This is a genomic window from Caballeronia sp. LZ032, from assembly GCF_031451315.1.
Lineage (GTDB): Bacteria > Pseudomonadota > Gammaproteobacteria > Burkholderiales > Burkholderiaceae > Caballeronia.
Window position 1 is genome coordinate 603680 of record NZ_JARUXP010000001.1, and the last position, 21552, is coordinate 625231.

The 21552-nt window shown below is 64.1% G+C and carries 21 protein-coding genes, 1 tRNA gene and 1 pseudogene; 12 read left to right on the forward strand and 11 right to left on the reverse strand.

What is annotated here, in order from left to right; genetic code table 11:
* Positions 1 to 175 precede the first annotated feature (175 nt).
* The 7 genes from QCE69_RS02780 to QCE69_RS02810 all read left to right on the forward strand — a co-directional run bounded on the left by QCE69_RS02780 (position 176) and on the right by QCE69_RS02810 (position 7135).
* On the forward strand, positions 176 to 631 hold the full coding sequence (locus tag QCE69_RS02780; RefSeq protein ID WP_309830868.1) for a peptidylprolyl isomerase: 456 nt from the start codon (positions 176 to 178) through the stop codon (positions 629 to 631).
* Between the two features lie 3 nt (positions 632 to 634).
* Positions 635 to 1603: a 4-hydroxy-3-methylbut-2-enyl diphosphate reductase gene (gene ispH, locus QCE69_RS02785; protein ID WP_309914212.1), complete on the forward strand. Its 969-nt coding sequence runs from the start codon at positions 635 to 637 to the stop codon at positions 1601 to 1603.
* A 429-nt stretch (positions 1604 to 2032) separates the two neighbouring features.
* On the forward strand, positions 2033 to 3250 hold the full coding sequence (locus QCE69_RS02790) for a branched-chain amino acid ABC transporter substrate-binding protein (RefSeq protein WP_309929355.1): 1218 nt from the start codon (positions 2033 to 2035) through the stop codon (positions 3248 to 3250).
* Between the two features lie 225 nt (positions 3251 to 3475).
* Positions 3476 to 4426 carry a branched-chain amino acid ABC transporter permease gene (locus QCE69_RS02795; protein ID WP_309914216.1) on the forward strand — a complete coding sequence of 317 codons (951 nt, stop codon included), beginning with the start codon at positions 3476 to 3478 and terminating at the stop codon, positions 4424 to 4426.
* Positions 4427 to 4450: 24 nt separating this feature from the next.
* A complete protein-coding gene (locus tag QCE69_RS02800; RefSeq protein WP_309914218.1) occupies positions 4451 to 5620 on the forward strand; it encodes an ABC transporter permease subunit in 1170 nt (389 codons plus the stop codon).
* Between the two features lie 15 nt (positions 5621 to 5635).
* On the forward strand, positions 5636 to 6412 hold the full coding sequence (locus QCE69_RS02805; RefSeq protein WP_309914219.1) for an ABC transporter ATP-binding protein: 777 nt from the start codon (positions 5636 to 5638) through the stop codon (positions 6410 to 6412).
* Positions 6413 to 6430: 18 nt separating this feature from the next.
* The gene (locus QCE69_RS02810) at positions 6431 to 7135 is read left to right on the forward strand and encodes an ABC transporter ATP-binding protein (protein ID WP_404984706.1); all 705 of its coding nucleotides are present in this window, start codon (positions 6431 to 6433) and stop codon (positions 7133 to 7135) included.
* Between the two features lie 54 nt (positions 7136 to 7189).
* On the opposite strand, the gene QCE69_RS02815 is transcribed toward QCE69_RS02810, so the two are convergent.
* From QCE69_RS02815 to QCE69_RS02825, 3 genes are all read right to left on the reverse strand, one after another.
* Entirely contained in the window at positions 7190 to 7612 is a 423-nt protein-coding gene (locus QCE69_RS02815) for a GNAT family acetyltransferase (RefSeq protein ID WP_309914221.1), read from the reverse strand.
* The gene (locus QCE69_RS02820; protein WP_309914224.1) at positions 7609 to 8793 is read right to left on the reverse strand and encodes an acetylornithine transaminase; all 1185 of its coding nucleotides are present in this window, start codon (positions 8791 to 8793) and stop codon (positions 7609 to 7611) included. Before QCE69_RS02820 ends, QCE69_RS02815 begins: the two co-directional genes overlap by 4 nt.
* A 287-nt stretch (positions 8794 to 9080) precedes the next feature.
* Positions 9081 to 10112, reverse strand: coding sequence for a CDP-6-deoxy-delta-3,4-glucoseen reductase (locus QCE69_RS02825; RefSeq protein WP_309914227.1), 1032 nt, complete (start codon positions 10110 to 10112; stop codon positions 9081 to 9083).
* A gap of 84 nt (positions 10113 to 10196) precedes the next feature.
* Here QCE69_RS02825 and QCE69_RS02830 point away from each other — a divergent pair, with 84 nt between their 5' ends.
* Entirely contained in the window at positions 10197 to 11216 is a 1020-nt protein-coding gene (locus QCE69_RS02830; protein WP_309929356.1) for an NAD-dependent epimerase/dehydratase family protein, read from the forward strand.
* 13 nt (positions 11217 to 11229) lie between these two features.
* Here the strand turns inward: QCE69_RS02830 and QCE69_RS02835 are convergent, their stop codons facing one another.
* The 5 genes and pseudogenes from QCE69_RS02835 to QCE69_RS02855 all read right to left on the reverse strand — a co-directional run bounded on the left by QCE69_RS02835 (position 11230) and on the right by QCE69_RS02855 (position 15593).
* The gene (locus tag QCE69_RS02835) at positions 11230 to 11406 is read right to left on the reverse strand and encodes a hypothetical protein (protein ID WP_309929359.1); all 177 of its coding nucleotides are present in this window, start codon (positions 11404 to 11406) and stop codon (positions 11230 to 11232) included.
* A 105-nt stretch (positions 11407 to 11511) separates the two neighbouring features.
* Positions 11512 to 12375, reverse strand: a complete 864-nt coding sequence (locus QCE69_RS02840; RefSeq protein ID WP_309929361.1) for an alpha/beta hydrolase — start codon at positions 12373 to 12375, stop codon at positions 11512 to 11514.
* Positions 12376 to 12459: 84 nt separating this feature from the next.
* Entirely contained in the window at positions 12460 to 13182 is a 723-nt protein-coding gene (locus QCE69_RS02845) for a 16S rRNA pseudouridine(516) synthase (RefSeq protein WP_309929363.1), read from the reverse strand.
* A 111-nt stretch (positions 13183 to 13293) separates the two neighbouring features.
* A pseudogene (locus tag QCE69_RS02850) lies at positions 13294 to 13569 on the reverse strand (TIGR03118 family protein); the annotation flags it as partial.
* 122 nt (positions 13570 to 13691) lie between these two features.
* Entirely contained in the window at positions 13692 to 15593 is a 1902-nt protein-coding gene (locus tag QCE69_RS02855; protein ID WP_309929365.1) for a hypothetical protein, read from the reverse strand.
* Positions 15594 to 15924: 331 nt separating this feature from the next.
* Here QCE69_RS02855 and QCE69_RS02860 point away from each other — a divergent pair, with 331 nt between their 5' ends.
* Together QCE69_RS02860 and QCE69_RS02865 are read left to right on the forward strand one after the other, a co-directional pair.
* Positions 15925 to 16353 carry a hypothetical protein gene (locus QCE69_RS02860; RefSeq protein WP_309929368.1) on the forward strand — a complete coding sequence of 143 codons (429 nt, stop codon included), beginning with the start codon at positions 15925 to 15927 and terminating at the stop codon, positions 16351 to 16353.
* On the forward strand, positions 16347 to 16553 hold the full coding sequence (locus QCE69_RS02865) for a hypothetical protein (protein ID WP_309929370.1): 207 nt from the start codon (positions 16347 to 16349) through the stop codon (positions 16551 to 16553). Before QCE69_RS02860 ends, QCE69_RS02865 begins: the two co-directional genes overlap by 7 nt.
* A 144-nt stretch (positions 16554 to 16697) precedes the next feature.
* Here QCE69_RS02865 and QCE69_RS02870 read toward each other — a convergent pair.
* From QCE69_RS02870 to QCE69_RS02880, 3 genes are all read right to left on the reverse strand, one after another.
* Positions 16698 to 16782: transfer RNA gene (locus tag QCE69_RS02870), tRNA-Leu, on the reverse strand.
* Between the two features lie 140 nt (positions 16783 to 16922).
* A complete protein-coding gene (locus QCE69_RS02875; protein WP_309929372.1) occupies positions 16923 to 18083 on the reverse strand; it encodes an ABC transporter substrate-binding protein in 1161 nt (386 codons plus the stop codon).
* A gap of 70 nt (positions 18084 to 18153) precedes the next feature.
* Complete coding sequence (locus QCE69_RS02880; protein WP_309807489.1) at positions 18154 to 19095, reverse strand: CysB family HTH-type transcriptional regulator; 942 nt, start codon at positions 19093 to 19095, stop codon at positions 18154 to 18156.
* 227 nt (positions 19096 to 19322) lie between these two features.
* Between QCE69_RS02880 and QCE69_RS02885 the strand changes: the two genes are divergently transcribed.
* Positions 19323 to 20999: a nitrite/sulfite reductase gene (locus QCE69_RS02885; protein ID WP_309929375.1), complete on the forward strand. Its 1677-nt coding sequence runs from the start codon at positions 19323 to 19325 to the stop codon at positions 20997 to 20999.
* Between the two features lie 10 nt (positions 21000 to 21009).
* Positions 21010 to 21549, forward strand: coding sequence for a DUF934 domain-containing protein (locus tag QCE69_RS02890; RefSeq protein ID WP_309914254.1), 540 nt, complete (start codon positions 21010 to 21012; stop codon positions 21547 to 21549).
* Positions 21550 to 21552 lie beyond the last annotated feature (3 nt).

Below are 21552 nucleotides of genomic sequence, written 5' to 3' on the forward strand. Positions count from 1 at the left end.
CGTGAGCGCACGCAAGCCGAAGCCGCGTGACGCGTCCCGACACAACTCTGTCTTACAATGGCGGTTTTGGCGCCCGCAATGCCCCGGCGCCGCGCGGTTCGCCGCTTCGCGCCGGCGTGCCGCCGCAAGCGGGGGCCGCCGTCCGCATCCGACTGAACGGCTAGATCCAATACTCATGAGCATCATCGATATCTCCCAGGTGAAACCCGGTTCGCACGTCACGCTTCATTACCGGCTCGCGCTTGCCGATGGTGCGGACGTCGTCAACACCTTCTCCGACAAGCCCGCCACGCTGCTGCTGGGCGCCGGGCAACTCGCCGAGCCACTGGAAGAGATTTTGCTGGGCCTGAAGGTCGGCCACCATTCGACCTTTCAGCTAGCGCCGGAGCAGGCATTCGGCCCGCGCAATCCGGAACTCGTCCAGTGGGTGTCGCTCGCGACCCTGCGCGAGAACAGCATGATCGGCGAGCATTTTTCGCCCGGCGATCTCGTCGAATTCAACGCGCCCAACGGCGGGCGCTACGCGGGCGTGCTGAAGGAAGTGAGCGAGACGGCCGCGCTGTTCGATTTCAATCACCCGCTGGCGGGCCAGGCGCTCGTCTTCGAAGTGAAAATCATCGGAATCCTGTAAGCCATGAGCCTGACCGAAAGCCTCAACGAAGTTCAGACCGACGTCGAAATCCTGCTCGCGCAGCCGCGCGGCTTCTGCGCGGGCGTGGACCGCGCGATCGAGATCGTCGAGCGCGCCATCAAGCTGTTCGGCGCGCCCATCTACGTGCGCCATGAGATCGTGCACAACGCCTATGTGGTCGCGGATCTGCGCAAGAAGGGCGCGATCTTCATCGAGGATCTCGCCGACGTCCCCGAAGGCGCCACGCTGATCTTCAGCGCGCACGGCGTCTCGAAGGCCGTGCGCGGCGAAGCCGAAGCGCGCGGTCTGCGAGTGTTCGACGCCACCTGTCCGCTCGTCACCAAGGTGCACATGGAAGTGGCGAAGATGCGCCAGGAAGGCTTCGACATCGTGATGATCGGCCACAAGGGGCATCCCGAGGTCGAAGGCACGATGGGGCAGTCCGGCGAGGGCATGCATCTCGTCGAGGATATCGAGGACGTGCGGAAGCTCGAGTTGCCCGATCCGAAGCGCATCGCCTATGTCACGCAGACGACGCTCTCCGTCGACGACGCCTCGGCCATCATCGACGCGCTGAAGAGCAAGTATCCCGACATCAAGGAACCGAAGAAGCAGGACATTTGCTATGCGACGCAGAATCGCCAGGATGCGGTCAAGTTCCTCGCGCCGCAATGCGATGTCGTGATCGTGGTCGGCAGCCCGAACAGCTCGAATTCCAGCCGTCTGCGCGAAGTGGCCGAGAAGCGCGGCATTCCTTCCTATATGGTCGATTCGCCGACGCAGATCGACCCGGCTTGGGTGGAAGGCAAGAAGCGTATCGGCGTGACGGCGGGCGCGTCGGCGCCGGAAGTGCTGGCGCAGGCGGTGATCGCGCGCTTGCGCGAACTCGGCGTGCGCAGCGTGCGTTCGCTGGAGGGCATCGAGGAAACTATCGCTTTCCCGCTGCCGCGCGGTCTGTCGTTGCCGCAGTAAAGCAGCGAAGCCGAACAAGAAAAAAGCGCCTCCGGGCGTTTTTTTTCGCGTGCATCAAAGATTGCCAAAGAACACGGAACCCTGCTAGCCGATCTGGAACCAAGCGTAAATTCCTTCTCCGGCCCTGCTGCGGATCCAATGCTTCCTTCTAAATCCCTTAAGGGTTTGCCCGCAGATCCGATAACCGGACGAAGCCATCTTCACCCACTGAAAAACCCCTCGTCGCGTAATGGTGCAACTGCTGCAAAAAATGCAATTGCAACCCGGTTGCGCCATACATGGAAAGTCGCACGCAAGAGGCGGTTGCAATGCTGGAAAACCCCGCCACGCAAGAATATTGCTCGTCTCATATTTAGCGTTACAATGCGCGCGTCTTGAGGCCTAAGGGTTCCGGACCACTGTTTTTTGAAGGCGCGGGAGACCTTATTGATGCGATTCAAGTTTGCTCACGCCGTGTCCATCGCGGCTGCGGTTGCAATGGCAACCGCATGCGGCAAGAAGGACGAAGGCGGGGCGAGCACGGCGGCGTCGGCAGCGAGTGCCGCGGCATTGGCGGCTGCGTCCGCGCCGGCTCCGGCTGAAACAACTGTCGTGAAGATCGGTCATGTCGCGCCTTTGACGGGATTGCAGGCGCATCTCGGCCGCGACAACGAAAACGGCGCGCGGCTCGCGCTGGAAGAGATCAGCGCACAAGGGCTGACGATCGACGGGCATTCGATTCGCCTCGAACTCGACAGCCAGGATGACGCCGCCGACCCGCGTACGGGCACGGAAGCGGCGCAGAAGCTGGTCGATGACCACGTGGTCGCGGTGATCGGCCATATGAATTCGGGCGTGTCGATTCCGGCGTCGAAGATCTACAGCGATGCCGGCATTGCGCAGATCTCGCCGTCGACGACCAATCCGGAATACACGAAGCAGGGCTACAAGACGACCTTCCGGCTCGTTTCCACCGATGCGCTGCAGGGCCCCGTGCTGGCCGGCTATGCGATGAAGACGCTGCACGCGAAGAGGGTCGTGGTGGTGGACGATGCCTCTGCCTACGGCCGGGGCCTCGCGGACGAATTCGCGAAGACCGTGCAGGCCGGCGGCGTGAAGATCGCGGCGCGCGAGCAGACCACCGAGAAGGCGCGCAATTTCAAGGCGATTCTCACAAAGATCAAGCGCATCCAGCCGGACGTGGTGATGTACGGCGGCATGGACGTGACGGGCGGCCCTTTCGCGAAGGAAGCGGCGGCGCTCGGCATCAAGGCGAAGATTCTGGCGGGCGACGGCGTCTGCACCGACAAGGTGGCCGAGCTCGCGGGCGACGCCGTGCAGAACCTCGTCTGTTCGGAAGCGGGACTCGCGCTTTCGAAGATGGACAAGGGAGCGGATTTCGAAAAGAAGTACGAAGCCCGCTTTCACACCCCGGTGCAGATTTACGCGCCGTTCACGTATGACGCGATGTACGTGATCGTCGACGCAATGAAGCGCGCCAATTCCATCGAAGCGCCCAAGGTGCTCGCGGCGATCGCCACGACCGACTTCAACGGTCTGACGGGGCATATCGCATTCGACGACCGGGGCGACCTGAAGGCGGGGACCATTACGCTTTACGACTTCAAGGACAAGAAGAAAGACGTGCTCGACGTCGTCAAGCAGTAGCAGCAGCAAGCGTGGGCAGTTCCGGCGGCGCTTCACCGACAGCGCCGTTTTTGCATCCGTTCGGGAACGGCTGCCGCCTTATCCGGCCGCGGCTGGACAACCGACCGACCAACCTTTATCGGTTTTTTCAAAGTACGCGCAGTGCCGCTTCAGATTTTGCTTCCCACCGGTTTATCGGCCGGCGATAAAGGCGGAATCGAAACGCACGGGGCTAAGGAGCTTTAAATGGATATTTTCATCCAGCAGATCATCAACGGTCTGGTGCTTGGCAGCGTCTACGCCATCATCGCGCTGGGCTATACGATGGTGTACGGGATTCTCGGCATCATCAACTTCGCGCACGGCGACGTGCTGATGGTCGGCGCGATGGTCGCCTTGTCGGCCATCGGGGTCATGCAGAACCACATGCCCGGCCTGCCCGGACCGATCATGCTGGCCATTGCGCTGGTCGTCGCCGCGGTGGTCTGCGCGCTCGTCGGCTACACCATCGAAAAGGTCGCATACCGGCCGTTGCGCAAGGCGCCGCGTCTCGCGCCGCTGATCACCGCGATCGGCGTCTCGATTCTTCTGCAGACCGTCGCGATGATGATCTGGGGCCGCAATCCGCTGGCCTTCCCGCAGCTCCTGCCGACCGACCCGATCAACGTCATCGCCGCCGACGAAACCCGTCCGGGCGCGGTGATCTCGATGACCGAAATCGTCATCATCGTGACCGCGTTCCTCGTGATGGCGGGCCTGCTGCTCCTCGTGCACAAGACCAAGCTCGGCCGCGCGATGCGCGCGATCGCCGAGAACCCGGGCGTCGCCTCGCTGATGGGCGTGAACCCGAACTTCGTGATCTCCGCGACCTTCATGATCGGCTCGGCGCTGGCGGCGCTGGCGGGCGTGATGATCGCGTCGGAATACGGCAACGCGCACTTCTACATGGGCTTCATTCCCGGCCTGAAGGCGTTCACGGCGGCGGTGCTGGGCGGTATCGGCAACCTCGGCGGCGCGATGGTGGGCGGCGTGCTGCTCGGTCTCATCGAACAGCTGGGCGCCGGCTATATCGGCAATCTGACAGGTGGCGTCTTCGGGTCCAACTACCAGGACGTGTTCGCCTTCATCGTGCTGATCATCGTGCTCGTGTTCCGTCCGTCGGGTCTGCTTGGCGAACGTGTCGCGGACCGCGCTTAAACCTCGTGTGAGGAGCTCAGAAAAATGACTTCGATTCAACCGATTGAGCCGTCCACGACGCTCATCCCCGAAAAGAACACGACGAAGACGCTCGTCGTCGGCATTCTCACCGCCGTATTCGTCATTGCGGCGCCGATGGTGATCGGCGCGGCTGGCGGCAACTACTGGGTCCGCGTGCTCGACTTCGCGATGCTGTACGTGATGCTCGCGCTAGGCCTCAACGTGGTGGTCGGCTTCGCCGGCCTGCTCGACCTGGGCTACATCGCGTTCTATGCGGTCGGCGCGTATGTGGCGGCATTGCTGTCCTCGCCGCAGCTGACGACCCAGTTCGAATGGATCGCGCATCTCGCGCCGAACGGACTGCACGTGCCGTTCCTCATCATCGTGCCCTGCGCGATGGCGCTCGCCGCGACCTTCGGCGTGCTGCTCGGCGCGCCGACACTGCGTCTGCGCGGCGACTATCTCGCGATCGTGACCCTGGGCTTCGGGGAAATCGTCCGGATCTTCATGAACAATCTCGATCGTCCGATCAACATCACGAACGGTCCGAAGGGCATCACGGGCATCGATCCGGTGACGATCGCAGGCTTCAACCTGTCGCAGACACACGAGTTCTTCGGCCTGAAGTTCCCGTCGGTGTACATGTACTACTACCTGTTCGTGATCGGCGCGCTGATCGTGATCTGGGTGTGTACGCGTCTGCAGCACTCGCGCATCGGCCGCGCATGGGCCGCGATTCGCGAAGACGAAATCGCCGCCAAGGCGATGGGCATCAACACCCGCAACGTGAAGCTGCTCGCGTTCGCGATGGGCGCGTCGTTCGGCGGCCTGTCGGGCGCGATGTTCGGCGCGTTCCAGGGCTTCGTGTCGCCGGAATCGTTTACCTTCTGGGAATCGATCGTCGTGCTGGCGTGCGTGGTGCTGGGCGGCATGGGCCACATCCCGGGCGTGATTCTCGGCGCGGTGCTGCTCGCCGTGTTCCCCGAGTTCCTGCGTTCGACCATGGGTCCGTTGCAGAACGCGATCTTCGGTCATCAGATTGTGGATACCGAAGTCATCCGCCAGCTGCTCTACGGCCTGGCGATGGTGCTGATCATGCTGTATCGCTCGGAAGGCCTGTGGCCGGCCGCGAAACACGAAGACAAGATCGCGAAGATCGCGAAGCGCAACGGCAAGAAGCCGGTGCGTGCCTAAGGCGGGGGAAAGAACATGAGCGACAAGCAAACACGACTGTCCGTCACGGGCGTCAACAAGCGCTTCGGCGGCCTGCAGGCGCTGTCCGATGTGCGCCTCCAGATCAAGGAAGGCGAGATCTATGGCCTGATCGGTCCGAACGGCGCGGGCAAGACGACGTTCTTCAACGTCATCACCGGCCTGTACACGCCTGATTCGGGCGAATTCAAGCTCGACGGCCAGGCCTACACGCCGACCGCCGTCTATCAGGTGGCGAAGGCGGGCATCGCGCGGACGTTCCAGAACATCCGTCTGTTCGGCGGCATGACCGCGCTGGAGAACGTGATGGTCGGCCGTCACGTGCGCACCAGGCACGGGCTGATCGGCGCGGTGTTCCAGACGCCGGCCGAGCGCCGTGAAGAGCGCGAGATCAAGGAACGCGCGCTCGAACTGCTCGAGTACGTCGGCGTGCTGCAATACGCGGACTACACGTCGCGCAACCTGTCGTATGGCCACCAGCGCCGTCTGGAGATTGCCCGCGCGCTCGCGACCGATCCGAAGCTGCTCGCGCTCGACGAACCGGCCGCCGGCATGAACGCGACGGAGAAGGTCGAACTGACGCGTCTGCTCGACAAGATCCGCTCGGACGGCAAGACGATTCTTCTCATCGAACACGATGTGAAGCTGGTGATGGGATTGTGCAACCGCATGACGGTGCTCGATTACGGCAAGGTGATCGCCGAGGGTCTGCCGCAGGACGTGCAGAAGGACCCGAAGGTGATCGAGGCATATCTGGGTGCGGGGGTGCACTAAATGGCGACCACAAGCGCGATGTTGAAGGTCAAGGGTCTGCAGGTGAATTACGGCGGCATCCAGGCGGTGAAGGGTGTCGATCTCGAAGTGGGGCAGGGCGAACTGGTTACGCTGATCGGCGCGAACGGCGCGGGCAAGACCACGACGATGAAGGCCATCACGGGTCTCAAGCCATACTCGGGCGGCGATATCGAGTACATGGGCCAGTCGATCAAGGGCGTGCCGACGCACGAGCTGCTGAAGCGCGGTCTCGCGATGGTGCCGGAAGGCCGCGGCATCTTTGCGCGCATGTCGATTCTCGAGAACATGCAGATGGGCGCCTATCTGCGTAACGATACGGACGCCATTCAGAAGGACACCGAGCGCATGTTCGGCTTCTTCCCGCGGCTGAAGGAACGTGCGTCGCAGTATGCGGGCACGCTCTCGGGCGGCGAACAGCAGATGCTGGCGATGGCCCGCGCGCTGCTCTCGCGTCCGAAGCTGCTGCTGCTGGACGAGCCGTCGATGGGTCTGTCGCCGATCATGGTCGAGAAGATCTTCGAAGTGGTGCGGGAGATCTCGAAGGAAGGCCTGACGGTGCTGCTGGTGGAGCAGAACGCGCGTCTGGCGTTGCAGGCGGCGAACCGCGGCTACGTGATGGATTCGGGTACGGTGACGATGACCGGCGACGCGAAGACCATGCTCGACGATCCGAAGGTGCGCGCCGCGTATCTGGGCGAGTGACGCTTCGTTGCTGAAGAAGAGAAGCCGGCTCTTGCAGTTCAGAGCCGGCTTTTTTCATAACCGCTTGCCCAAGCTCACGACTTCATCCATCCGGTACCCGAGCTTTTCATAGAAGCCGCGCAGGTCGGTCTTGAAGGCCATGATCTGCAGGTTCACCTTCGGACAGCCGAGCGCGCCCAGCGTGTGCTCCACATGCTGCATCAGCGCGCGGCCGAAGCCGCGTCCCTGATGCGCGGGCGCGACCGCCAGCGAATACACCCAGCCGCGATGCCCGTCGTAGCCGCACATGACCGTGCCGATCACCACATCGTCCAGCGTGCCGACGAAGAACAGTTCCGGCTGCGTCTTCAGCTTGTTGTCGATGGAGAGCGCGGGACTGCGCTGCGGGCGCGAGGCGTCCGCGTACTCCGGAAATACCTCGCGCCACAGGGCGATCACGGTCTCGCGATCGCCTGCATCGAACGTGCGGATGATCACAGCGAATCGAGCACCGAGCGCAGCATCGTCATCATCTGGTCGATCTCGTCCTTCGTGACGTTGAGCGCGGGCATGAAGCGCAGCAGATTCGGACGCGCTGCGTTCAGCAGCAGGCCGTCGGGCTGCATCAGGCGCGCCTTGTCGACGATCTGCGGACCCTTGTCGCTGTCGAGCAGCAACGCGCGCAGCAGGCCTTCGCCGCGCTCGCCCTTGAAGCCGCGCTCATCCGACAGCTTCAGCAGTTCCTGCTTCAGGTACTCGCCCTTTTCGCGCACGCCTTCCAGGAAGCCCGGCGCGACGAGTTGCGAGATCACCGAATGGCCGACCGCCGACATCAGCGGATTGCCGTTGTAGGTGCCGCCCTGGTCGCCCGGTTCGAAGCACGCGACGTCGGCCTTCGAGAGCAGCGCTGCGAGCGGCACGCCGCCGCCGATGCCCTTGCCGAGCGTCATGATGTCCGGCTCGATGTCCGACAGTTCGTAGGCGAACAGCGTGCCCGCACGGCCGCAGCCGCTCTGCACTTCATCGACGATCAGCAGCAGGTTGTGCTGCTTCGTCAGCGCGCGCAGCTGCTGCATGAATTCGCGCGTGGCCGGGATCACGCCGCCTTCGCCCTGAATGGGCTCGAGCATCACGGCGACGGTCTTCTCGTTGATGAGCTTCTCGACCGACGCGATGTCGTTCAAATCGGCCTTCGGAAAGCCCGGCACTTGCGGCGCATAGATGGTGTCCCAGCCGGGCTTGCCGCTGGCGGACATGGTGGCGAGCGTGCGGCCGTGGAAGCTGTGATCGAAGGTGATGATCTCGTACGCGCCGTTCTTGAACTTCCTGCCCCACTTGCGCGCGAGCTTGATCGCGCCTTCGTTGGCTTCGGCGCCGCTGTTGGCGAAGAACACCTTGTCGAAGCAGCTGTGCTGGGTGAGCAGGCCCGCGAGCTGGGCCATCGGACCGTTGTAGAAGGCCGGCGACGGATTGATCAGCGTGCGCGCCTGTTTCTCCAGCGCCTCGATCATGCCTTCGTTGCAGTGGCCGAGCGAGTTGACGGCCCAGCCCTGGATGAAGTCGAGATAGCGCTTGCCCGTGTTGTCGTAGAGCCAGGACCCTTTGCCGTGCGTGAACACGATCTCGGGACGGTTCGTGATGTACATCAGCGAATCAACGGGGTACTCATTGAAATTCATGACAGCGGGCTCCACGAAGGCGGGTGCGAGACGAAGAAAAACCGAAAGAAAAGACGGCGCGAAAAAAACAAAAGCCACGGAATTCCGTGGCTTCATTTCGTACGCTTCGAGCAAATCAGACCGAGAGCGCAGATGATTGACGAGCCAGCGGCATCCCTAGGGGAGCGGCGAGCGGCGACGTCGAAGTGCGTTCAGGATTCTGATCATTCGCGAAGGATACGTTATGACGTTCCCGCCTGTAAACCGTGCACGCGGATTTTTTGTCCGCGTGCCGGCGATGCCGCAAGTCAGACGGGATGAGCGAGATCCGCTGCGCTGGTGAACGAGTCCGCGTAGAACTCGTCTTCCGGCAGGCGATGATGCAGCGTGAAATCGCGCTGCGCCGACTCCACCATCACGGGCGCGCCGCACGCGTAGACCTGATAGCCGCTCAAGTCTGGCAGATCCTCGATGACAGCGCGATGAACGAAGCCCGTGCGGCCGTTCCAGTTGTCGCCCGGATCGGGTTCGGAGAGCACCGGGACGAACTTGAAGTTCGGGATCTCGCGCGCCCATTGTTCGGCGAGCGTCATCATGTACAGGTCGCGGGCGCGGCGGCCGCCCCAGTAGAGCGTCATCGGACGGTTCAGGTTCTTGAACGCCGCGTGCTCGATGATCGCCTTGATCGGCGCGAAGCCCGTGCCCGATGCCAGCAGCACGATGGGCTTGTCCGATTCGTCACGCAGGAAGAAGGTGCCGAGCGGGCCTTCGAAACGCAGGATGTCGCGCTCTTTCATTGCACCGAAGACGTGGTCCGTGAAGGTGCCGCCGGGCATGTGGCGGATGTGCAGTTCGAGCGGACCTTCGTGATGCGGCGGGCTCGCCATCGAATAGCTGCGGCGCTTGCCGTCCTTCAGGATGAACTCGATGTATTGCCCCGCGAGATACTGCAGCCGTTCGTTGGCGGGCAACTGCAGTTTCAGTTCGATGACGTCGTCGGCTTTCCGTTCGAGCGCGTTCACGCGGCAGGGCAGCTTCTTCACCTGCACGTCGCCGACGCCCGCCACCTCGCGCACGTCGATCTCGAGGTCCGTTTGCGCCGTCGCGCAGCAGAACAGGGCCATGCCGCGGGTTTTTTCATCGTTCGACAACGCCGACGACGAATGCGGCGCCTGTTCGACTTCGCCGCTGACGACCGCACCCTTGCACGAACCGCACGCACCGTTCTTGCAGCCGTACGGCAGGCCGATGCCCTGGCGCAGCGCGGCCGTCAGGACCGGTTCGTCGGGTTCTACTTGAAACTGCCGGCCGCTTTGCCGGAGCGTTACGTTGAAAGCCATAGATCGATTTCTGCGAGGGGTGAATTGTCTCGTGTGTCCTTGCCGCGCCGCACGCGTGTGGCAGGCGGCGGATAGAATGCCCGGATGATTGCTACTCGAACTCTGCGCCGTGCGCGTGTGCTGATTGTCGGCTGCGGCGATGTCGGCATGCGCACGCTGCCGCTCTTTCACGCGCAGGCTGCGGCGCCGCGCATTCTCGCGCTGACGCATCATCCCGAGCGCGCCGGCGAACTGCGCGCGGCCGGCGCGATGCCGCTGGTCGGCGACCTCGACCGGCGCCGCAGCCTCGGGCGGCTCGCGGGGCTTGCGCGCCGCGTGGTTCATCTGGCGCCGCCGCCGCGCGACGGCGCAACGGACCGCCGCACCCGTGCGCTGATCGCCGCCTTGCGCGCGCCGCGCCGTTCGGTGGCGCGCGGCGGGGGTGGACGCTGGCTGCATGCGGATCGCGCAGGAAAAACCTCATTCATTGTACCCGAGGGTCTGCGCGCGGCCATGATCCGCAAGGCGCGCCGCGCTGCGCGGCTGCGCTTCGTGTATGCCAGCACGACGGGCGTCTACGGCGATTGCGGCGGCGCGCAGATCGATGAAACCTGGCCTGCGCGACCCGCCAACGAACGCGCGCGGCGACGCGTTTCGGCGGAGCGGCAGTTGCGCGCGGCGGGTGTGCAAAGCGGCTGGCGGGTGTCGATCGTGCGCATTCCCGGCATTTACGCCGCCGATCGCCTGCCGCTTGCGCGCATCGAACGGCGCATGCCCGCGCTGATCGAGCAAGATGATGTCTTCACGAATCACATCCATGCCGACGATCTCGCCGCCATCCTCGTGCGTGCTCTGGCGCGCGGCTGGGCGCAACGGGTGTTCAATGCGTCGGACGACACGGATCTGCGGATGGCGGATTATTTCGACCGCGTCGCCGATGCCCACGGCCTGCCACGCGTGCCGCGCATCTCGCGGCAGGAAGCGGAGACGCAACTGGAACCCGTCACGCTGTCGTTCATGCGCGAATCACGGCGGCTCGGCAATGCGCGGCTGAAGCGCGAACTGGGCATCGCGCTGCGGCATCCGACCGTCGACGATTTCCTGCGCGCCGAGGCCCGGCGCTAGCGCGTCGCTGGAGTCAGATCAGCGCGGGAAGCGCTTCAAGCAGGACAAAGCACATCAGCGCGCCGATCAGCGCTCCGATCAGATTCGGGGAGTATCGGTGCCGCACGTGCATGACGACAGCCAATGCCCCGATGAGGACAGCGCCCAGCGCGACGAACGCGATCAGCGCAACAGTCATGTGGGAGACCATGATGCCCTCCTGCTTTTTTGATAGTCATTATTGGTATCCGTAAGACCAGTATAAGAGGGTCGATCGCGGAAGGCATGCTGCGCTGCAGCGCCGGCCTTTTAGTGCTTACACCGATTTGCATGCGCAATGCGTGCGGATAAACGCGGTGACGTCGGCGAGCACCGGCGAATCCGTCTGGCGCCCGGGCGCAAGGGCGTCGATGATCTGCCCGTGGCCATATCCCGCATAGGTTTTCAGCTCGACGGGCACGTCGTGGGTGCGCAATGCGTCGGCGAAACGCAGGCTGTTGGACGGCTCGACCACCGTGTCGGCGGTGCCGGTGGCGAGGAGCATCGGGGGTTCGTTGCCGGAAACGAAGTCGATCGGCAGCGCCTGCGCGCGCAATGCCGCCGGGAAGATGTCCGCCATGTGCGGCTCGCGCGGCGGAATGGCCGAGTACGGCCCGGCAAGCCCGATCATGCCGCTCAGCGAAGCCTTCGAGAGTCCCTGCGCCGCGAGATAGCGCGGATCGGTGGCGATCAGTGCGGCGATGTGCGCGCCCGCCGAGTGCCCCATGACGAAGATGCGCCGCGGGTCGCCGCCGTATTCGCCGGCGTGATCGCGGGCCCAGCGGACGGCGCTGGCGGCGTCATCGACGAAGCCGGGGAAGATGGTCTCCGGATACACGCGATAGTCGGGCGCGATGGCGACGATTCCCTGCATCGCCAGGGTTTCGCCGATGCCGCGTGCATCGGCGCGCTGGCCCGCCTGCCAGCTTCCGCCGTAGAAATACACCACGACGGGACGGCCGGCGCCGCTGCGGAGGTCCGGCGCGTAGACATCGAGGCGCTGGCGCGGCGCCGCGCCATAGGCGAGCCCGTCAGCGCGCTCGTCTTCCTGCGCGTCGGCTGCGGACGCGCCGCTGCCGAGGCCGGCCGCGAGCACGGCGAGCGAGAGCGACATGAACCGCCGTCTGGCCAGAATGGGCATGGTGTGTCCTCGCGATTCGATTGCCGGGAGAATCAGAGCGAACCACGGCAGCACGTAACAGACGAGGAGCGGCTGACCGTGAATTCAGGACGTCTTCAGCGGGTCGCCGCGCAGGGCGGCCAGGTCGGCGTCTTCAAGCCAGCGCCAGGCGCCTTCCGCGAGTGTCGACGGCAAAGCATAACCGCCCACCCTTTCGCGGTGCAGTTTCTCGACCCGGTTGCCCGCGGCCGCCACCATGCGCTTCACCTGGTGATACTTGCCTTCGAGCACGGTGAGTTCCAGCAGCCGCTCGTCGCGCCGGACGGCTGCCAGCGCCGGGCTCGGCCGGGTCTCGCCGTGCAGCAGCACACCTTCGCGCAGTTTCGTGAGCTGCAGGTCGTCGAGCGGATAACGCAGCGTCGCCAGGTAGACCTTTGGCACCTTGCGTTTCGGCGACGTGAACGCATGCACGAACGGGCCGTCATCGGAGAGCAGCAGCAGGCCGGTCGTGTCCTGATCCAGCCGGCCGACCGCCTGCACGCCGCGTTCGGCGAACTGCGCCGGCAGCAGGTGGAAGATGCTCAGATGATGTTGCGGATCGCGCGAGCATTCGTAGCCCGCGGGCTTGTTGAGCGCGATATAGGCTTTCTCGCGATAGATCCAGCGCTCTGCATCGACTTCGAATGCGAGCCCGGGTGTGGCGGGGAGTTCGTCGCGCGGATCGTCGCGCACCACGCCGCCGATGCGCACGCGGCCTTCGGCCACGATGCCGCGGCACTGGCGGCGCGACCCGAAGCCTTGGGAAAAGAGGAGGGTTTCGAGGTCCATCGGATGAGCTGAGTTGAAGCGCGCATTCTAGCAAGGTGCGCTTTCGTTCAGTCCGGGTGGGGCGCGGGACGGAAAGCGCCGTCCCCCGGCGGGACGGCGCAAGGGCAGTTACTGGACGACGCCGTTGCCATCATAAAGCGTGGCCGTCTGCGTGCCGTTGTTGGCGACCCAGACGAAGCCGTTCGGATTGAACGCGACGCCCCAGCTGTTTTTCAGATTCGGATCGGCGTGCTGCGCGGCGATGGCGCCGTCTGACACGACGATCGACGCCTTGAAGCGAGTGGGCGCCGGCATGTTGTCGTCGGACCCGCCGCACGAGACTAGGGCCGTCAGCATGACGAGCCCCGTCGCGCACACGGCGATACGACTCCGCAATCCGTTCAGCATGATGGTGACTCCTTCGGCATGACGCCGTCAGTGGTTTCGTCACCTTCAAACGGATGAGCGCGAAGCGCTATTCCGGCGTTGTGGTTCGCAATCGGCGCGTCGTCCGAACCGCGCGGCGCGGATCAGTGAGCGTCGCCACGTCCTTTCGATACCGTCGGCACGCCCCAGCCGAACAGCGTCAGATGCGTGTCGGTGGCGATCGGCGCGGCGGCGCGGTGGGCGCCGACGCTCCAGCGGCCGTCGAAGGTCATGGCGGGAACGACCGGCTTCGGGATGCCGCTGGCCTGCTGGAAGTACTCCGTATTGCTCTCGTTCTGCACCGCGAGCGCGCGCCGCAGACTGGCCTGCGCCTGCCCGTTGCGCGGATCGAGCGACACGGCGCGGCGCGCGTTGCGCAGCGCGCACGACGGTTCCTTGTTGGCAGCGCAGGTGCGCGCGGTCGCGATGGCGCTGTCGCGTGCGCGTTCCTGACGCGACAGGTCGGCCGAGAGTTGCTGGATCTCGGGACTGCGCGGCTGGTTCGCGTCGAGGGTGCGCAGATGCTTGCGCGCTGAGGCGAGATCGCGGCTGGCGAGCGCTTGCTGCACCGCGATGATATTGCGCGCGATGGACGGCGATGGAGCCGACGCGACGGGCTTCGCGGGTTGCGCGGGCGGGGTCTGGGCGGCGATCGAGGGCGCTTTGGGTGGAGTGGCTTCGGGTTGGGTCGGGCCGGCGGGGCGGGCGGTGAGGGTGGCGGTGTTCGGCGCTTTCGCCGCGTTCACGATGGGCGCCGGCTTTGGCGCTGCCGTGGCTGCGGTCGTGGTCGTGGTCGTCGCGGGCGTGACCGGACCGCTTGCCGAAGTGTTTGCGCCGGGCAGCAGGGTTAAGGCCGCGACTTCCCGAGGCGCTGGGCGCGCGGTGTTGGTCGTGTCGGACGATGGGTTTGTTGCTGCAATTGCGGGCGCGACCGGCGTTGACAGCGGCTTCGCGGCGGCAACTTGTTGAGGCGACGGACGCGCGGCACTGGTTGTGCCGGGAGTGCCCGGCGCACTTGCCGACGCGTTCGCGCCGGGCACCGACTTCGCTGCTGCAACCTGTTGAGTCGACGGACGCGCCGCGCTCGTTGCGCCGGCCGACGGCTTTGTCACAGGCTCGCCTGCTGACGTCGTGGTCGATGCGATGACAGCCCCGACCGGCGCACTTGCCGCAGCGGTCGCGCCGACCGGCGGCTTCACGGCCGCAACTTCCCGGAGCGAAGAACCGGCTGCGCTTGCCATAACTGACGACGCGCCGCCTGCAGTCAGCGCCGCCGGCGCGCTTGCGGCCGTCGCTGCAACGGCTACCTCGCTGCGCGCCATCGCCGACGGCACCGAGTTGCGCGCCACGGCCGTCGGTGCGGATGCGGCCTGTCCCGGAGTCTTTCCAGCCTGTGCGAGCGCCTGCGTCGTGTCCGGTTTTCGCGTAGCCGGGGGGCGGCCCACTGTCGCCTGAGCCGCGGAGGCCGCCGGCACAGACGCCGGCGTCGAATCGGATCGGGAGCGGGACAGCGAAGCTTGCCGGGCGTCGCCAGCCCGGTCCGTTACCGGATCGCCGGAGTGAATCGTTCCAGCGGCGCTGAGCGTCGGGCGGGCTTGCGCCGGATCGGCGTCATCGTCCGAATGGACATACCAATATCCTCCGGCCGCCAGTCCGGCCACGACGCCGCCGACCAGCACCGCCATGCTCGTCCGCGCGGGCTTGCGAGCCGAGGTGCGCGGCTCGTCGCCCGGCTCGGCGACGCTCGGATAGGACGTCACCATCTTGCGGCGCACGGCGCGCTTGAGCCAGTGCGTGTCGCGCAGGTCGACGATATCGAGCTGTTCGGGCGAGTCCGCGGGCTCGTCCGTGGCGGCGGCCGGCGCGGTTTCGGCGGCGGAAGTGAAGATCGCTCCCTGGCGATCGGCGCCGCACTGCGGGCACATGTCCTCGTCGGCACGCGAGAGGGTGTTGCAGCGAAGGCAGATGACGGAGTCGAGCGACAGCGAGTATTCGGTTCGATTCATGCCGCACCCCTGTTCGAATGTGGGTTCGATGCGTCGCGCGAGCGAGCCACGACATCGGCAGGTCCTGAGCAACCCGAATTTCGGGTGCCGCGCGGGCGGGCATCCTCGACATGCCCCGCGCGCGAAGGCTTCCTGACGCCTGGTGAAGGCCGCTCGAAAGCTCATTGTTTCGATCGCTGCAATGACCGTCTACGCGATTGCGCACATTTGTATGGCGATGGACCTAGGGGAAACACGCAAGACAGGAGTCGTGCCGAACCGATTGGCCATCTGGACGACTGTCGGAACCATGGGCGACGCATGACACTTCCTCATCGGACATGACGGGGTAATGAAGATGAGCACGGACGGTTTGAACATGGCAGCGCGACGGCTGCTCGTTGGCTTGCCCTTCTTCATGGGCGCGATCGAATACCTGCTGCGGTTGGCCCTGAAGCAGCCTGGCCAGAATGACTTCTTTCCCATCTCGCTGGTGGCTTCGGGCGTCAGTCCGAACGTCGGATTGACAAGCTTGAGCGGGATGCCTGGTCCGGATTCCGGACGAACGTCAGACGCACTCGTCAGGCGCGCCATCGTTGTCGCCAATCTGGGAGTTTTCGCGTCTCTGTTTGACGTACTGCTGTGGAGATACTTGCTCGTGGCCTCGTTTAGTCAGGAGGTCAGAGAAATCCTGCTCGTGCGGCCTTGGCGGAAATCTACGGCCTACTACGTACTGTCATTCGCCTTGAGCGAATTCAAAGCAAGGAACACAACATGTTGAACATCGCGCTGGGCTTCTTCCGGGAATATGCGCCAGTCATCTTTGGCTGCGCCTTCATGCAGTTCTGCGTGCCGGGACGGGTGGACTGGCTTTCTCGCATCGTGTTTCCGGACGAGCCCAACGCCGCGGCGAAGGGGCAAGCCATCGAGGGGTGTCATTGCGTCCTCAATGAGGTCTTCGCGAGGCACTGCACCGGGTGAGGGAGCGCTCGAACGCTGATGCGTGGTCATCGAGACGGAGTCGTCTGCCGTAGCGGGCTCGGTCTGCTGTCTCGAAATGGTCTTGAACCCGAGGCCTCAATGCAAAAAGCCGCTCCCAAGAGGAGCGGCTTTTTGCAGGATTCGTGGTGCCCAGGGCCGGAATCGAACCGGCACGCCTTGCGGCGGGGGATTTTGAGTCCCCTGCGTCTACCAATTTCACCACCTGGGCTTGCTTCGGACTTCATCAGCCTTGAACGCCTCACGGAACTTCAACGCGAACGCAGGCCAATCGAGTCGGCGATTATGACCGAAAACACCGTCGCGGGCAAGCAGGATCGGCGCTGCCGTGCGCCGTCCCTGCTGAATCGATCACTGCGCCAGATAAACAAACGCGCCGTTCCTGATGACGCCCATGACACTCGCACGCTGATCCAGTCCCACATGATCCGTCGCGCTCGTGTTCACGACGCCGTTCGGCACCACCAGTTCATGCGCGTGCTCGAGTTCCGAGCGCAGCGCCACGCGGAATTCCTTCGTGCCCGGCTTGCCGGCCTTCAACGCCCGCGCCACGGCGTCCTGCAGGCGCGGATACACCCCCGCCGCGTCGCCCGCGAACTGTGTCACCGAACCCTTGCCGTACTTCTCCTCATAGGCCGTGACGAAAGCCAGCGCCGCCTTCTTCGACGGATGATCCGCCGGCAGCGTCCGCGCGACGACCACCGGCTGCGTCGGGAACAGCGTGCCCTCCACGTCCTTGCCGCCGAGCTTGATGAACTCCGGCGTCGCGATGCCATGGGTCTGGTAGATCGCGCCCTTGTAGCCGCGTTCGACCAGCGTGCGCTGCGGCAGCACGGTCGGCGTGCCGGCGCCGGCGATCAGCACCGCATCCGGCTTCGCGGACATCAGCTTGAGGATTTGCCCGGTGACACTGGCGTCCGTGCGGTTGAAGCGCTCGCTCGCCACAATCCTGATATGTCGCAGCTCGGCGAACTTGGTGAATTCGCTGAGCCAGCTGTCGCCATAACTGTCCGCGAAACCAATGAAGCCCACCGTCTTCACCCCGTGGTTCGCCATGTAGCGGGTCATGACGTCGGCCATCGCGCGATCGGTCTGGGCCATCTTGAACGCCCAGACCTTCTTGCCTTCCTGCGGCTCCACGACCGACGCCGAGCCGATCAGCGTGATCATCGGCGTTTCATACTCCGCGACCGGGTCGAGCGCCGCGAGCGCCGCCGGCGTGATGTTCGGCCCGACGATCACATCGACCTTGTCTTCGGTGATCAGCTTGCGGATGTTGCGCACGGCCGCGCCCGGGTCCGAGCCGTCGTCGAGAATGATGTATTCCGCGTTCTGCCCGGCGATGGTCTTCGGCCACATCAGCATCGCGTTCTTGCTCGTGATGCCGATCGCGGCGGCGGGGCCGGTGCTCGACAGGTCGATACCCACTTTCAATTGCGCATGCGCGGCGGCGGCAACGGCCGAAACGGCGGCGCCCGCAATCAGCCGGCGCATGAACTTCGACAACGTCATCGGAAGGTCTCCAGGGAAGTGGCAATGATTTTTGTCGGCGGCAGGCGGCCGCCGCTTTATACAGCGTTCGTCACAGTTCGTAGCTTTCGTGATCGCCCGAGAGCGCCTGCTCGATCAGCTTGCGGTTGAGCGACGGCGACAGCAGTTCCACCAGCGTGTACACATAGCTGCGCAGATACGCGCCCTGCTTGAGCGCGAGCCGCGTGACGTTGGTGCCGAACAGATGACCGACCGGCATCGCGCGCAGATGCCGGTCACGCTCCGGATTGAACGCGATGTCCGCCATGATGCCCACGCCCAGTCCCAGTTCGACATAGGTCTTGATGACATCGGCGTCGATGGCTTCGAGCACGATGTCGGGCGTGAGGCCGCGCAGCTGGAACGCCTGATTGATCTTGGTGCGCCCGGCGAAGGACGCTTCGTAGGTGATGATCGGATATTGCGCGAGATCGTCGAGCGAGAGGAGCTTGCGCTCCAGCAGCGGATGATCCGGCTGCATGACGGCGAGATGCTGCCACTGGAAGCAAGGCAGCGACACGAGTTCCTTGTAGCTCGCGATCGCCTCGGTGGCGATGGCGATGTCCGCCTGATCGCGAATCACCATTTCGGCGACCTGGGTCGGGCTGCCTTGCAGAATCGAAAGGTGGACTTTCGGAAAACGCTTCTTGAACTCGGCGATGGCAGCGGGAAGTGAATAGCGCGCCTGCGTGTGGGTCGCGGCGATCACCAGGTTGCCCTGATCCTGCGCCGCGTAATCCTTACCGACGCGCTTCAGGCTCTCCACTTCCTGCAGGATACGTTCGACCGACGCCAGGATGATCCGCCCGGGCTCGGTCAGCGACCGGACGCGCTTCCCGTGGCGCGTGAAGATCTCCACGCCAAGCTCGTCTTCCAGCTCGATGATCGCCTTGGAGACGCCGGGCTGTGACGTATACAGCGCCTTTGCGGCTTCCGTGAGGTTGAAGTTCTGCCGGACGGCCTCGCGCACGAAGCGGAACTGATGCAGATTCATTTATAACCCAGCCGCATATCAAAGTAATTTTTCAGTCGTTTGCAATATATAGCAGGTTCTTTACTATCAGTCCAATTTTTCCAATATCCATATCTGTTTTCGTCATTTGCAAATGAGTGAACCGTCTGAACGACGGCCGCGACAGGAACTCAATGGATATTCGATGGATGAGACGCGCTGCGGAAACCTAGGCCGCAGCGTCTTTGACAAGAACATGGGGTCCCCGAATGTACCAATACGATCAGATCGACCAACGCATCGTCGACGAACGTGTCGAGCAGTACGCTGACCAGGTTCGTCGCCGTCTGTCGGGCGAATTGAGCGAGGAAGAATTCCGTCCGCTGCGTCTGCAGAACGGCCTGTACTACCAGCGTCACGCGTACATGCACCGGATCGCGATTCCATACGGCAACCTGCGCAGCGACCAGCTCCGCATGCTCGCGACCATCGCGCGAGAACACGACCGCGGCTACGGTCACTTCTCCACGCGCACCAACATCCAGTTCAACTGGGTCGAGCTCGAAGAAACGCCGGAAATCCTGCGCAAGCTCGCCTCGGTGCAGATGCATGCCATCCAGACCTCGGGCAACTGCATCCGCAACATCACCGCCGATCAATTCGCGGGCGTCGCGCATGACGAACAAGTCGATCCGCGTCCGTGGGCGGAAATCCTGCGCCAGTGGTCCACGTTCCATCCGGAATTCGCTTGGCTGCCGCGCAAGTTCAAGATCGCGGTGAACGGCTCGACGGAAGATCGCGCGGCCGTGCAGATCCACGACATGGGCGTCTATCTGAAGCTGAACGCGCAGGGCGAAGTCGTGATGGACATCCTCGCGGGCGGCGGACTTGGCCGTACGCCGATCGTCGGCGCGATCATCAAGCGCGATCTGCCGTGGCAGCATCTGCTCACCTATTGCGAAGCCGTACTGCGTGTGTACAACCGCTATGGCCGCCGCGACAACATGTACAAGGCGCGCATCAAGATCCTGGTGAAGGCGCTGTCGCCGGAGAAGTTCTCGAAGCAGGTCGAGGAAGAGTGGCAGCACCTGAAGGACGGCCCGTCGACGCTCACGCAGGACGAAGTGACGCGCGTGTCGGCGTTCTTCGCGCCGCCCGCCTACGAAAAGCTCGCGGACACCGACGCCTCTTATGAAAAGCATCTGATCGAAAGCAAGCCGTTCGCGCGCTGGGTCGAACGCAACGTGCGTCCGCACAAGGTGCCGGGCTATGCGTCGGTGACGCTGTCGCTCAAGCCACAGCACATCGCGCCGGGCGACGCCACCGATCAGCAGATGGACGACGTCGCCACACTCGCCGAGGAGTTCTCGTTCGGCGAAATCCGCGTGTCGCACGAGCAGAACCTGATCCTTGCGAACGTGAAGAAGCACGACCTGCACACCGTGTGGGAACGTGCGAAGGCGCTGGGTTTCGCAACGGCGAACGTGGGTCTGCTGACCGACATCATTGCGTGCCCGGGCGGCGATTTCTGCTCGCTCGCGAATGCGAAGTCAATCCCGATTGCACTGGCCATCCAGGACCGCTTCAACGATCTGGACTACGTGTACGACCTGGGCGACCTGTCGCTGAACATCTCGGGCTGCATCAACGCGTGCGGTCACCATCACGTGGGCAACATCGGCATTCTGGGCGTCGACAAGGACGGTTCCGAGTGGTACCAGGTGACGCTCGGCGGCGAGCAGAGCTCGGGCGCGACCGGCGCGCATCTCGGCAAGGTGATCGGCCCGTCGTTCTCGGCCGAGGAAATGCCCGATGTGATCTCGCAGGTGATCGACACCTTCGTCGACAACCGCGGCGAGGGCGAACGCTTCATCGAGACGTTCAACCGCATCGGCATCGCGCCGTTCAAGGAGCGCGTGTACGCATCGCGCCAGGCTCACGCTTAAGGATTCGCACATGACCTTGATTATCAAGAACCGCGCCATTGTCGAAGACGCCTTTGTCGTCGTGCGCGCGGCGGAAGACGGCACGCTGCCCGCCGTCGATGCGCTGCCGGCCGGCAAGATCATCGTGCCGTTCGCGCTGTGGAAGGAACACAAGGCGGCGATCGTCGCGACGCGTGCCAAGGATGACATCGGCGTGTGGCTCGCGCCGGACGACGAACCCGCCGACCTCGTCGCGGACTTCGGCCAGTTGAACGTGATCGCGGTGGATTTCCCCGTGTTCCGCGATGGCCGTGGTTTCTCCATCGGTCGCTTGCTGCGCGAGCGCTATCAGTGGACCGGCGAACTGCGCGCGATCGGCGATGTGTTGCGGGATCAGGTCGCGTTTCACGCGCGCTGCGGCTTCGACGCCTTCGCCGTGCGCGCCGACAAGGACATTCACGACGCGCTCAATGCGTTCGGCGAATTCACGGAGCTGTATCAGGGCGCAACCGACAATCCCGAACCGCTGTTTCGCCGTCGCGCGGCATTGATCGCGACTCTCGGAGCGTAAGGC